Annotated in this window: 10 protein-coding genes and 1 rRNA gene; 6 read left to right on the forward strand and 5 right to left on the reverse strand. The window is 55.7% G+C overall.

Annotation, left to right across the window (positions count from 1 at the left end; translation table 11 throughout):
• Positions 1 to 155 precede the first annotated feature (155 nt).
• The gene (gene pfkB, locus NC979_RS24625) at positions 156 to 1121 is read right to left on the reverse strand and encodes a 1-phosphofructokinase (RefSeq protein WP_190517952.1); all 966 of its coding nucleotides are present in this window, start codon (positions 1119 to 1121) and stop codon (positions 156 to 158) included.
• Positions 1118 to 3568 carry a phosphoenolpyruvate--protein phosphotransferase gene (gene ptsP / locus NC979_RS24630; RefSeq protein WP_190517954.1) on the reverse strand — a complete coding sequence of 817 codons (2451 nt, stop codon included), beginning with the start codon at positions 3566 to 3568 and terminating at the stop codon, positions 1118 to 1120. Before ptsP ends, pfkB begins: the two co-directional genes overlap by 4 nt.
• Before the next feature lie 480 nt (positions 3569 to 4048).
• Between ptsP and NC979_RS24635 the strand changes: the two genes are divergently transcribed.
• From NC979_RS24635 to NC979_RS24655, 5 genes are all read left to right on the forward strand, one after another.
• A complete protein-coding gene (locus NC979_RS24635) occupies positions 4049 to 5224 on the forward strand; it encodes an ABC transporter ATP-binding protein (RefSeq protein WP_190517956.1) in 1176 nt (391 codons plus the stop codon).
• A gap of 72 nt (positions 5225 to 5296) precedes the next feature.
• Positions 5297 to 6601, forward strand: coding sequence for an ABC transporter substrate-binding protein (locus NC979_RS24640; RefSeq protein WP_190517958.1), 1305 nt, complete (start codon positions 5297 to 5299; stop codon positions 6599 to 6601).
• 118 nt (positions 6602 to 6719) lie between these two features.
• Positions 6720 to 7574 (forward strand): ABC transporter permease, encoded by an 855-nt coding sequence (locus NC979_RS24645; protein WP_190517960.1) that lies wholly within the window; start codon positions 6720 to 6722, stop codon positions 7572 to 7574.
• A gap of 146 nt (positions 7575 to 7720) precedes the next feature.
• Positions 7721 to 8536 (forward strand): ABC transporter permease, encoded by an 816-nt coding sequence (locus NC979_RS24650; protein WP_190517962.1) that lies wholly within the window; start codon positions 7721 to 7723, stop codon positions 8534 to 8536.
• Positions 8537 to 8597: 61 nt separating this feature from the next.
• On the forward strand, positions 8598 to 9248 hold the full coding sequence (locus NC979_RS24655) for a bifunctional 4-hydroxy-2-oxoglutarate aldolase/2-dehydro-3-deoxy-phosphogluconate aldolase (protein WP_190517964.1): 651 nt from the start codon (positions 8598 to 8600) through the stop codon (positions 9246 to 9248).
• On the opposite strand, the gene NC979_RS24660 is transcribed toward NC979_RS24655, so the two are convergent.
• Both NC979_RS24660 and NC979_RS24665 read right to left on the reverse strand, forming a co-directional pair.
• A complete protein-coding gene (locus tag NC979_RS24660) occupies positions 9245 to 9598 on the reverse strand; it encodes a DUF565 domain-containing protein (protein ID WP_190517966.1) in 354 nt (117 codons plus the stop codon). The two genes, NC979_RS24655 and NC979_RS24660, sit on opposite strands and share 4 nt — an antisense overlap.
• Positions 9599 to 9669: 71 nt before the next feature.
• Positions 9670 to 11850, reverse strand: a complete 2181-nt coding sequence (locus tag NC979_RS24665) for a pentapeptide repeat-containing protein (RefSeq protein WP_190517968.1) — start codon at positions 11848 to 11850, stop codon at positions 9670 to 9672.
• 261 nt (positions 11851 to 12111) lie between these two features.
• On the opposite strand from NC979_RS24665, the gene NC979_RS24670 reads away from it, so the two are divergent.
• Complete coding sequence (locus NC979_RS24670) at positions 12112 to 12519, forward strand: hypothetical protein (RefSeq protein WP_190517971.1); 408 nt, start codon at positions 12112 to 12114, stop codon at positions 12517 to 12519.
• Between the two features lie 147 nt (positions 12520 to 12666).
• Here the strand turns inward: NC979_RS24670 and rrf are convergent.
• Positions 12667 to 12768, reverse strand: a 5S ribosomal RNA gene (gene rrf, locus NC979_RS25470); the annotation flags it as partial.

Consider the following 12768-nt stretch of genomic DNA (forward strand, 5'->3'; position numbering starts at 1 on the left):
ATTCAAAAGCTTTTTTAGTAGGGTGCATTCGCGAAGCAACGCACCGTTTGGAGACCGTGCCACCAGCCATCAGCATTCCAAGGATGGTGTGCATTGGTGCATTGCGGCTTCGAGGTTGCTGGTGGATCCCTAGGGGATCTAGCCGCGAATGCACCCTACCGAGAGCACCTCACCTCCTGCACGGTGACAAGTTTTCGCATCGCCTGGATGTTTTCCATGGGCGGCAGCCGCGGGCCGATTTGACCCAGCGCTCCCATGGAAAAGGCCGTGGCCAGGGTGGCGCAGTCTCGCAGCGGTTCGCCACCCAGCAATCCCGCCACCGTACCCGCTACCATGGCATCGCCCGCACCGACGGTGCTTTTGATCTCAACCGCCGGGGGCTGAGCGTGAAAGGCCTGGGTGCGATCGATAAACAACGCCCCTTCACTCCCCATCGACACCACCACGTAGGGAATGCCGGAGCTAATCAGCTCACGAGCGGCGGCGACAATCTCAGCGTGGCTCTCCAGACGGGTGTTCAGCACCTCCTCCAGTTCCACCCGGTTAGGCTTGATTAGGTCGGGCTTGGCGGGCAGGCCAAAGCGCAGCGCGTCGCCGCTGGTATCAAGAATCACGGTTTTGCCCTGAGCCTTGAGGGGGCCGACCAGCTCGTCATAGATATCGGTAGATAACCCCGCTGGCACGCTGCCCGAAAAGACAAACCAGTCGCAGCTCTCGGCCAAAGCATGGACTGCTTTTCTTAAACCATCGACATCCTGGTGGGTGGGCGACTGGCCAAGGTAGTTGATGTCGGTGACTTGTCCCTGGGCATCGTCCACAATTTTGATGTTGACGCGAGTTTCGCCGGGCAAATAGACAAAGTGGTCGTCAATATCCTTTTGGTGAAAAAGTGTTTTGAATAGGGCATCATTCTCCCGACCCAAAAAGCCCGTGACGCTGACCCTATGACCCGCCTCGGCCAAAAAGGAAGCTACGTTCACGCCTTTGCCGCCGGCATCGTCCTGCTTCCAATTGACCCGGTTTACCGCATCGGCCCGAAAGTTTGGAATCGAGACGGTCTGGTCGATCGCTGGGTTGAGCGTCACTGTCGCAATCCGTTGCGCTTTGGGGGGGTGGGTCATAGCGCCCTCACCTCCTCAGCGGTGCGACAGGCGATCGCTTTTTGAGCTAGCCGCTTCATCTGCTTCATCGACGCTCCCCGCAGCCGTGCTTTGACTTTCGGGATGCTGGGGATATCCATGCTCAGCTCTTTCACCCCCAGCCCGGCGAGAATCATTGCCCCCTGGGGCTCTCCGGCTAAACCACCGCAGACACCGACCCATTTACCAGCCAACTTGGCCCCCTGCACGGTCTGACAAATTGCCCGCAGCACGGCAGGATGCAGAGCGTCGGCCTGCTTGGCCAGGGTGGGATGACCCCGATCCATCGCCAGGAGGTACTGGGTCAGGTCGTTGGTACCCACCGAGAAGAAGTCGACTTCCTGGGCAAATTCCGCCGCCATCAGCACGGCGCTGGGCACCTCGACCATCATGCCGATTTCTACGGGCGGCCCATCGATCGCCGCTCGCACTGACTCCAGCACCGTCTTAGCGGCGCGAATGTCTTCCAGCGTGGCAATCATGGGGAACATGATGCGGATGTAGCCGCCACGAGCCGCCCGCAGAATTGCCCGCAGCTGAGTCTCAAACAGATCGGTGCGCTCCAGGCACAGCCGCACGCCGCGAATACCGAGGAAGGGATTCTCTTCAGCGGGCTGGTTCAGGTAGGGCACATGCTTGTCACCGCCAATATCCAGCGTGCGCACGATCAGCGGCAGGCCGTTGAGGGCTTCGGTCATCTGGCGCAGCGCATCATACTGCTCCTCTTCGCTGGGGGGCGCGGTGCGGTTGAGAAACAGAAATTCCGTCCGCAGTAGCCCCACCCCTTCGCCCCCGGCATTCACAGCCGGGGCGGCTTCCGCTGGTCCGCCGATATTGGCGACCACCTCAATGCGGTGGCCATCGGTGGTGATAGCAGGCTGGAACCGGGTTTGCTGCTCCACATCGCGCAGTTGGGCGCGTTCTGCCTGAGCCTGCCGTGCCTTCTCCAAATCTCCTTCGGTCGGGTTGGGGTAAAGCTGGCCCTGGTCGCCATCGAGGATAGCAATCGCACCCTCCCGCAACTCCATCACTCCATTACCTGCCCCAGCCACCGCAGGAATGTTGAGCGATCGCGCAATAATCGCTGTGTGGCTGGTCGCCCCGCCCGCCGCCGTGCAGAATCCTTGAATTCTCTCCGGATCCAGCCCGGCAGTATCTGAAGGCGTCAGGTCATCAGCAATCAAAATTACAGGATGATCCGGCAGAGCTGATCCAGCCTCACCACCGCCCACCAGCCGCGCCAGCACCCGCTGTCCCACATCCCGCACATCTGCTGCCCGACCCGACAAGACCGGATCGGCTAACGCCTCTAATTCTTTTGCCTTGGTTTCGATTACCTGCTGCCAAGCCCAGGGCGCGCTGTGGTTGGGCGGAATTCGGTTCAGTGCCTCCTGCTGAAGCTCGGGGTCAGCCAAAAACTCCCGGTGGGCCTGAAAGATCGCGGCCTTAGCCTTGCCCGATCGCTCTTTGATGGCGGCGTAGAGGTCGGTAAGATCAATGTCGGCGAGGGCAATCGCATCCCTCAGCCGATCCTGCTCTGAGATTGGGTCACTAGCGGTTTCGGCAAACTCTAGCTTGGTACGGTGGAAACGGTGCAAGGGCGCGATCGCCAGCCCTGGCGACGCCGCCACCCCAGACAGAGCACGACTTTCTAGCTCCAACGCCGGTAGCTTCAAAGCCGGACTGGCCGCTACTTCCTCTTCTTCCTCCAGCCCGTCTTCCACCGCCTGCTGCAAAGCGTTCAGCGCTTGAGTGGCATCACTGCCCTTAGCCAACACCCGCACCATGCCATCTCGCTCAACCCCCAGTTTCAGCAGCGACATCAGGCTTTTGCCGTTGGCCACCTGGTCGCCGTAGCGCACCCGCACCTCGGCACTAAAGGATTTCGCCAAATCCGCAAACACGGTGGCGGGCCGAGCATGCAGACCCGTCGGCGCATCAATGGTGACATCAAAAAACTGGTCAAAGCCTTCAGTGTCGAGCCCTTTGCTGCTGGAGGATGACTTACCGGTGAGGCGATCGCAAATTACCTGGGCGTCCTCCGTATCTACCAACGCCTGCACCGCCGCCGGGTCATCTAGCACGTGGGTCAGGTTGGTGAGAATCTGCAGGTGCTCATCCGACTTCGCCGCAATACCCACTACCAAACGCACTACCTCGCCGGGGTTCCACTCCACCCCGGCGGGAATTTGCAGCACCGCAATGCCTGTCGTCACAATCAGGTCGCGCTGAGCGGGCTGTCCGTGGGGAATGGCGATGCTGTTACCCAGGTAGGTGTTGGCTTGGGTCTCCCGCATCTGCATGCTGTCCACGTAGCCCGGCTGAATGCGAGCACGGTTAACCAACAGCTCTCCCACCTGCCGAATCGCGTCTTTTTTGCTGTGGGCAGTGGCCTTCAGCCGCACATCCTCCGGCGTTAGGTTAATCATTCAAACTTCTCTCTTCTCTATGGGGTATTAAAAAGTATCTGCGAGGAAATTTAAGCGGATTTAATTAAGTAATCTAAACGCACAAAACTCACCCAGAATCTCGACGTTCCGGGCCAGGGATCAATACCTACGAGGCGTTTTCCGATGTCTTAATTGTTGAAGACTAGAAGCAATCTGGGAGAGCTTTGTTATATTTCCTTAGACATTGGTTAAAGATTTGTATCGCCCAGAAGTCAGCTCAGCAGACTTCACAAAAATCCAGCGCTACTAGTCCTATAATTTGGCCACAAACCCTCCTTTAGGGATATGACATTAGCTCAAAACTACCTCCTGTCCCGCTGTTCTCCTAGCAGAATTGTATCCCTGCATACAGTACACAACTGGAGAGAATTTTATAAGTGGGTCTGGCTGACCATGAGGTGAATTGACTTTTACCGCGCTGTTTTTTCGCTCCCTCCCGCTCCAAATCACGGCCCCACTATGCAAGACATTCAAATTGAACCTGTGCTTACCGTTGAGGCAGTGCCTGAGGTCCTTCAGGCAGACGCTAAGGGTGTTTCCCTACGAGATGTGACCAAGAAATACGGCTCGTTTGCAGCGGTTCAAAACATTACTCTTGATATTTCCGCCGGTTCATATACCTGCTTGCTAGGCCCTAGCGGCTGTGGCAAAACCACCACCATGCGCATGATCGCGGGCCACGAAGATATTTCTGAGGGCGACATCTATATCGGTGAAACGCGCATCAACGACATTCCCGCCACTCAGCGCAACACCGCCATGATGTTTCAAAACTACGCGCTGTTCCCCCACAAAACCGTGTGGGACAACGTCGATTTTGGTCTCAAAATGGGCGGCATGACCAAAGCCGAGCGGCAGCACCGCGTCGGCGAAATGCTGGAGGTGGTGGGGTTGAGTGGGTTTAGCGATCGCAAACCCGCCCAGCTCAGCGGTGGTCAGCAGCAGCGGGTCGCCCTCGCTCGCGCCTTAGTCACTCGCCCCCAGGTGCTCATGCTCGACGAGCCCCTCAGTGCCCTCGACGAATCGCTGCGGGTGAAAACTCGCGGCGAGCTGCGCAAGCTTCAGCGCCAGTTCGGCATGACCTTCATTCAGGTCACCCACAACCAAGACGAGGCCTACTCCCTCTCCGACCAGATTGTGGTCATGGATCACGGCCGCGTCGATCAGGTCGGCACCCCCGCCGAGATCTTCTCTAAGCCTCTGTCCAAGTTTGTGGCCCGCTTTACCGGCGACAACAACATCTTCCCCGGCACCGTCACCAGCGCCGTGCAAGACACCGACGGCCAGCTGATTCAGCTCGACATTCCCTCCCTGGGCACCCTGCTGTGCCTCGGCGACTACGCCCAGGTAGGAACCGAAGCCGCCTGCTGCATCCGCGCCGACCTGATGCAGATCAAATCCCTCGCCGACGCCGAAACGTCAGTCTGCGGCCCGGCCACCAACCGCCTCACCGCCCGCATTACCGCCGTAGAGTTCACTGGCTACGTCACCCGCGTTTCCCTAGTGCTCGAGCGCAGCGGTGTAGAAGTGCTGTACAAAGCCCGCACCCCTGACTGGCTCACCACCACCTTTATTGAAGGGCAGGTGGTCGTACTCGACTGGGCCGCCGCCGACTGCGTTTTTCTGCCCCACTAGCTTTGAGCTAGACACCTCCAGCGTTCTCCTCCCACGCTTTCTCAACCATTCGTTGTTACTGAATTGCTAACCATGGGTAAGTTTTCTCGCCGCCAAGTGATTCGCACCGGCCTCGCCGCTGGGGCTTTCCTCACCGCCACCCGCTGCGCCGCCCCCTCAGGTACCCCCAATAACCCGGCTTCTGGCCCCCAGGTCAACACCAACCAAAGCAAGGATGTAACCCTGCGGCTAATTGGCACGGGCGTGTCGCAAATCAACGACATCCGCGACAAAGCCCAAGAAGATCTGGGCTTTAAGTTCGACATGCGCGCCCTCAGCACCGAAGAAAACAACCAGATCGCTATTACCCAGCCCGGCCAATACGACATTTTCGATGGTGAGTACTTCAGCCTGCCTCTGGTGGTGCCCTCGGGTAACCTTCAGCCCATCGACATCAAGCGCATCACCAACTACGACAAGATTGTCTCCTTCTTCAGAACCGGCGAGTTCAAGGGTATGCCGGTCGAAAAATCTCAAGGTACCGCTCCCTTCAAGGTGCAGTACCTCACGGGCGCCGACTCCAAAGAGTTTTCTGACACCCCCACTGACTATGCCACTCTCATTCCCTTCCAATACAACGCCGACACTCTGGGCTACCGCCCCGACCTAGTTGGTCGCACCATTGAGAGCTGGGGCGAGCTGTTCAACGAAGAATTTAAGGGCAAAACCTCCATCCTCGACATTCCGCAGATTGGCATTATGGATGCGGCCATGGTGGCCGAGTCGCTTGGCCTCATGACCTTTGCGGACAAAGGCAACATGACCAAGGCCGAAATTGACCAAATCATCGAGATTCTCAAAGAGCAAAAAGCCAATGGCCAGTTCCGCGCTTTTTGGAAGACTTTTGACGAGTCAGTCAACCTGATGAGCTCTGGGGAAGTCGTGCTGCAATCCATGTGGTCGCCAGCGGTGACGGCGGTGCAGTCCCAGGGCACTGAGTGCATCTACGCTCCCCTCAAGGAAGGCTATCGAGGCTGGGGCGGTGGCATTGGCCTCTCCAAGAACTTGGAGGGTGTTAACCTCGATGCCGCCTACGAGTACATCAACTGGATGCTCGACGGCTGGGTGGGCGCGTTCCTCGGACGCCAAGGCTATTACAGCGCCGCCCCCGAGACCGCCCGCAAGTTTATGTCCACCTCCGAATGGGATTTTTGGTACGAAGGTAAACCCGCCGCTGAAGACATCGTTGACCCCTTCGGCAAGACCCTGGCCAAAGCCGGCGTCAGCCGCGACGGCGGTTCCTTCGACGAGCGCTTTGGCAACATCGTCTGCTGGAACTCGACCATGGAAGAAAACACCTACTTGGTGCAGAAGTGGAACGAATTTATCGCCTCGTAGAAAATGTAGGGGAGTGAGGGGGTAGGGGAGTAGGGATTGTCTCTATCTCCTCATTTGCTCATCTTCATTACCTCCCTTGTCTCGATCACTCTCCACTCTATATACCCCCAATCTGCCCATGTCTGAAACCTGGAAAGCCCTCAAGCCCTACGCGCTAATTACGCCGCAGACATTGGTATTTCTGCTGTTTTTGGTCTTCCCCATTCTTATGATTGGGGTGGTGAGCTTTTGGGAATTCAACGGCTACTCTATGACCCCGGCATTCACTCTGGCTAACTACCAGGGTATTTTGACCGATGTTACGTTTAAAACCTATCTAAACACGTTTAAGTTTTTAGGGATGGTGTGGCTAGCGACGCTTTTAATTGGCTACCCAGTGGCCTATTTCTTGGCGTTCCATGTGCCTAAGCTAGAGTGGCAAATTTTGCTGTTCTTAGTTTGTACAATCCCGTTTTGGACCTCGAACATCATTCGGATGATCTCATGGGTCCCATTGCTAGGGCGAGAGGGATTGGTCAACCAAATGTTTATGGGTGTTGGACTGATTCAGCAGCCAATGGAGTTTTTACTCTACTCCGACTTTGCGGTGGTGCTGGGTATGGTGCACCTTTACATCATTTTTATGATTGCGCCCATTTTCAACAGTTTGATGCGAATCGAGCGCTCCTTAGTAACCGCAGCTGAAGACCTCGGCGCTTCTGGCCTGCAGGTTTTTAAGGAAGTGATTTTGCCACTATCGGCACCAGGCATTGCGATCGGCTCGATCTTCATTGTCACGTTGGTGATGGGCGAGTTTGTGACCGTTCGCCTCATGGGGGGCGGGCAGTCAGCATCGGTTGGCAAGCTGATTCAGACCCAGATTGGTAGTTTGCAGTATCCCTTGGCGGCGGCTAATGCGATCGTGCTGTTAGCCGTGACCATGCTGATCATCGTCTCGATTCTACGCGTGCTAGATATTCGTAAGGAGCTGTAGAACAGAGGTTGTGCGCCCTCACCGCAGCCAAGCTACTTTCCCGGTTCTCTCTCCCTAAGGGAGAGGGCTAAGGTGAGAACTTTTAGGAATTGAGCTAAGCAATTTTGTCAGTCAATTAGCCCACCGACAACTCCCGATAAAAACCCATGCAAAAACGCTCACTGACTTATTACCTGCTGCTAGCGTTCTTCTGCCTATTCGTGCTGTTTCTCTACGGCCCGATGATCACCATTTTTATGTTGTCCATGCAGGGGCCGGATGGCGGATTAACCTTTCCCATGCGAGGCTTGAGCTTTTATTGGCTGGGGCAGGTGTTTCAAGAGCAGCGAGTAGGCAATTTTATTGAGCCCTTTGTGCGATCGCTCATTCTAGGCGCAGCTGTCATGGCGATTACTATCACTGCTTCAGTATTGGCCAGCATGGGGTTTCGCCAGCGGTTTAAGGGCTCTACGGTAATTTTCTACATGACCATTGCCAGTCTGATTGTGCCGAGCATTCTGGTTTCTCTGGGCATTGGGGTTGTGTTTCAGGTAATAGGTTGGCCCACCAACTGGTTTACCTCCGGCCTGGGCGCTCACCTAACCTGGACTTTGCCCATTGCCTTTTTGATCATGTTGGGCATCTTCAACCGCTTTAACCCCTCCTACGAAGAGGCTGCCCGTGATCTGGGAGCTACCGACTCTAAAACCTTCTGGGAGATTGTGATGCCCTTAATTGCCCCCAGCTTGCTGGGAGTAGGGCTGCTTACCTTCACCCTCTCCTACGACGAATTTACCCGAACATCACTGGTGTCGGGTCAGAGCAACACTCTGCCACTGGAAATCTTCGGGATGACCACCAACGTTACCTCGCCTGCCCTCTACGCCTTGGGCACGTTGACAACCATTTTCTCGGCGTCGCTGATTTTGATTGCCTTCTTTGCCTACAACGCTGTGGTCAGGCGGCAGCGGGGTAAGGCCTAGGTTACGTTACAAAAGGTGCTGCCCCCGCCCCATCCTCTGCCGACACCTTTAGGATGGGCCAATGGACAGAGATGCTTTTTTGGCCCTATTGCGACAGCACCGGGCGATCGCCGTTATCCGCGCCCTTGATCTCAATCAGGGGCTTGCCATGGCCGAAGCTGCTGCTGCTGGCGGTATCCATCTAATTGAGATTACCTGGAATAGCTGGCATCCTGGGGATCTAGTCAGCAAGCTCAGTCACCGATTGCCCCACTGCACCATCGGCGTTGGCACTGTTTTATCTAAAGCCAATCTGAGAGATGCAGTTGGAGCTGGAGCGCATTTTTGCTTTTGCCCTCACACCGATTCGGCAATTATTGAGCTGGCCCAAAAGATGGAAGTTCCTATTGTGCCAGGTGCTCTCACGCCTAACGAAGTTGTCACCGCCTGGCAAGCCGGAGCAACAGCCGTTAAGGTGTTTCCGATCAATGCCGTGGGAGGAGCCAGCTACATCCGTAGCTTTCAGGGGCCGCTGACTCACATTCCGCTCATTCCTACCGGTGGGGTAACCGTTGAGAATACTAGGGATATGCTGAGGGCAGGGGCGATCGCCGTGGGTCTTTCCACCAGCCTGTTTCCCAAAGCTGCTGTAGCTGAGCAAAACTGGGCAGCGATTACAACTCTAGCAGCTCAGTTGGTGGACACCCTAGCCATTACGGACTCCTCGTTCTAACTGGCCAGTTTAAAGGCCTCCACGCTCACGGCGTAAATAGCCCCAACTTTAAAGCTGTTGATGCAGTCTAGCCAAACCGGTTTTGGCACCGTTTTTACCAGGGCTGGATCGCGCCAGCGACGACTATACACGAGCCAGCTGATCAGCTCTGCCACCAGCACTAAAAGCGCTGAGACAACGGTATCTTGCGCAGCGGCTTGACCGGCGATCGCCGCTAGAGACACCGTAAAAAAGTAGCCTAGCAGCAGGCTCAGCAACACCAGTGATACCCGCCGCCAGGGGTTAATTAGCCACTGACTAAACTGATCACCCAGGTCGTCGATTAGGGTACTTAAACGGGTGCGCTGCATGGGTTTGCCCCTAAAATGCCTCTGCCATATCTAGATCATTCGCTAGCAATGTTTTGCCCTTCTACCAGAAACTAAAACTCAGACCGGCACGCAGGGTGAATGCCCCCCTGACCACAGATATACTCTAGCTGCTCACCCTCAAGATTTAACGCTTGAGAAAAGTCTACCCCCATCAGCAGTTCGGTGTTTTTTGGCGCCACGATGGTGGTTACAAACGCATCTTCCTGCGATCGCTCCGGCGTAAAAAATTGCGCCCCAGCCAGATCGACCCCAGCCAAGTTCGCCTTTTTCAAAACTGTTCTCTCTAGGTTAGCCCCTACCAAATTTGCTCCCTCCAGGTTGGCCTGGCTCAGGTCAGCCCCTTGCAGCCCAACCTGAGTGAGGTTAGCCTGGCGTAGATTAGCTGCCGTTAGGTCCGCCTCGCTCAGATTAGCGTCAGCCAAATCCGCCCGGGTTAGATCCGCCGAGGTCAGCGTTGCCCCCGCCAGATACGCCTGCCGCAGGCGAGCATCTACAAGGCTGGCCTGGCTCAAGTTGGCGTCGGTCAAATCTGCCCCCACCAAACTGGCACCGTTAAACTTGCCGTGGCTAACATCCGCAGCAATAAACCAGGCGCTGCTTGCATTAGCCCCAGAAAAATCAGCATAGGCCGCCAGGGAATTGCTCAAGTTGGCCCGCAACAGGCTGGTATTGCGAAACACCGTACGGTGCAAATGGGCAGCCACCAGACTGACTTCTGTTAGATCTGAGCCACTGAAGTCAGTTGTCCAATCATCAAAGGTATCCTGACGACCATCTGCCCCCACATCGAAAAGCTTGGCCTTGCGCATTCTCGCCCCCGAAAGCACGGCGTTGCGCCAGGTAATTCCCGCCAAATGCTGTTGCTCCAACACCATGGTAAAGGCGTCAGGGCTTTCAATTATATAGCTCAAATTGGTGCCGCTGAGGTCAATCTGGTTAAGATTGCCGCTGTGCAGTACCAAAATTTTAGTCAAGGTTTGCTTCACCGTGCGCTGTCGCAGCTGTGGCAGCAGTCGCTGCTCAGGGGGCAGCGATAGCAGGTCGTTGGCTAGAGCTAGATTAAGCCGCTGCAAGTGAGGAATAGCCGATGGCCCTAAGGTAACTAGGGCCTGCTGCAAGGTATCGAGTAAGTTAGGATCACTAGTCTGAGCTAGCATGTCCACTAACAGCGGTATAGCGCGGCTGTCCTGACTACTGGCTAGTGCTAAGGCGGCAGCCTGGCGATCGCTAAACGAGGTGGCATTGCGGCTGAGATTTTCTACCAGGGCCAAAAACAACGCATCTCTTTGATTGGTCTCAGGTAACCGTCGATCTAGCCACACAGCTCCCAAACCACCCAGCACAATCACCCCAGCCAGGGCGCTAATCACAGGTATATGTCGCTGCCAGCCTTGGCTCCACGACACCGCTGCTGACTCAGCTGGAGACAGCACAATGGCCCTGAAGCCGCTGTATTCTTCTGGGGTCAATCTCGCTAGGGACAACGACGTTGACAAGGCTGAAGCATCTCCTCCATTCAAGGAATCATTGTTTTGGCTGTCAGATACAGGATGATACCGACTCGGTATCTGCCCGCCCCGCAACAGCACAACCCGAGTGCGTGCCAAATGGTCATACCAGGTCCACCGCGAACGGCTAGTCTGCCCAATAGCCCCCGCCCCCAATCCACAGACAAGAGTCAGCCCACCGAGCCAAGGCAAACTAGGAAACGCTCCGCTACCGAGCCAAATTCCATAGGCCACTACTGTGGGCAACCCCCAGCGACCTAGCTCTCGCACTAAGATCTTGCGGGCACTGGGTAAGGGGCGATCGTTCGCCACCACCTGTATTCCTAGCCAGCCCTTCGGCCAAGTTTTACCTCGGGTCGCTAGACCATAGAGTTGAGTGCCCACAAAGACCCCTGGTAACACCAAGGTACTAAACCACAGCACATTGGTTAGAGGCGGCACCTCCGTCACCAGACGCTGGCGCGATAGCCCCAACGGACGAGCAATTGCGCTCTGAGCCGCCGCTACCGCCGAATTTACCGGCACTAGCTCTGCGGTAGAATGCCGACGAACTAACTCTCCTGCTCCCCAGGGAAGCGCTATACTCCCCACCAGCAGCCCCACCTCTAAACCCCAGGCCGCCAGTCGCCGCAGCAATAAACTGTGAGGTACCGATAACCGCCCCTGTACCCGAGCGACAGACACCTGAGCTGAAATCGGCTGAGAAGGAGAAGTCTGTGCCATAGAAAGCCTGATACAGTCCAGGTTTTGAATTTACTAAGGAATACTAAGCAAGCGACGCCCGGAAACTAGCCCTAGTTTTCCACCGCAGTTGCCCTTCATAATAGCGAAGGCCTTCTATTCCGGCGGATTTTAACCCTCAACATTTCAACCGTTTATACAAGGTCTAGGCACCTTGAAATCTGGCACATTTACTGTCACATCCGCCTGTATCTTTGAATACGATAGAAACATAGACAAATGCTCCTAATTGGAGGACACGCCATGAAAGCTATGCTCAAATCCTTTTCTCTGCCCGCCGCCGCCCTTGCTTTGGCTTTGGGCACAGGCGTGGCCTCAGCCCAGTCCGTTGCTCAAACTCCTCTCAGCCAGCCCATACAAACCAGCGGTTCTGTTAATCCTAGTCGCCCTTCCAGCTGTGGTGTTCTTGGTGATAGTGCAGTCCAAGTTTTGCAGGTTAATCAAGACTTTGCTGCCGTCGATATTGCTGTAAACGGTACCAGCGGTCTTACCCTGCTTATTCAAGGCAGCAATGGCTTCAGCGAATGTCATACCGGTGGCGGCGGTACTATCAATGCACCGGGGCTACTAAACCAGGGCACCTACTCCTTCTTTATTGGCAATAGTGGCCCTACCGCAACCAGCTATAACCTCACTATCCGAGAAAACTAATTTCGCTATCTACCTACACATAACCAAAACCGCCTGAATCAATTGGGTCAATTCAGGCGGTTTTGATCGTATGAATGAGGATCAAATGTCATCAAAATAGAACCCCTCCAAGCACTCCGAGGAGCAGTTGAAGGGGTTCAAGTAAGGACCTGGCATCGAGCTATTTTGACAAGGGGCAACCCCCTCACTATCTTCGCCGCAGCTGCGTTTCACGACTGAGTTCGGGATGGGTCAGAGTGGGACCACAGC

Origin of the sequence: Leptolyngbya subtilissima AS-A7 (genome assembly GCF_039962255.1) — a bacterium.
Classification (GTDB): Bacteria; Cyanobacteriota; Cyanobacteriia; order Phormidesmidales; family Phormidesmidaceae; genus Nodosilinea.

Coding starts and splice junctions, on each gene's coding strand:
- NC979_RS24635 (WP_190517956.1), top strand. CDS start 4,049: ATGCAAGACATTCAAATTGAACCTGTGCTTACCGTTGAGGCAGTGCCT.
- NC979_RS24665 (WP_190517968.1), bottom strand. CDS start 11,850: ATGGCACAGACTTCTCCTTCTCAGCCGATTTCAGCTCAGGTGTCTGTC.
- NC979_RS24640 (WP_190517958.1), top strand. CDS start 5,297: ATGGGTAAGTTTTCTCGCCGCCAAGTGATTCGCACCGGCCTCGCCGCT.
- NC979_RS24655 (WP_190517964.1), top strand. CDS start 8,598: ATGGACAGAGATGCTTTTTTGGCCCTATTGCGACAGCACCGGGCGATC.
- NC979_RS24645 (WP_190517960.1), top strand. CDS start 6,720: ATGTCTGAAACCTGGAAAGCCCTCAAGCCCTACGCGCTAATTACGCCG.
- NC979_RS24650 (WP_190517962.1), top strand. CDS start 7,721: ATGCAAAAACGCTCACTGACTTATTACCTGCTGCTAGCGTTCTTCTGC.
- NC979_RS24660 (WP_190517966.1), bottom strand. CDS start 9,598: ATGCAGCGCACCCGTTTAAGTACCCTAATCGACGACCTGGGTGATCAG.
- ptsP (WP_190517954.1), bottom strand. CDS start 3,568: ATGATTAACCTAACGCCGGAGGATGTGCGGCTGAAGGCCACTGCCCAC.
- pfkB (WP_190517952.1), bottom strand. CDS start 1,121: ATGACCCACCCCCCCAAAGCGCAACGGATTGCGACAGTGACGCTCAAC.
- NC979_RS24670 (WP_190517971.1), top strand. CDS start 12,112: ATGAAAGCTATGCTCAAATCCTTTTCTCTGCCCGCCGCCGCCCTTGCT.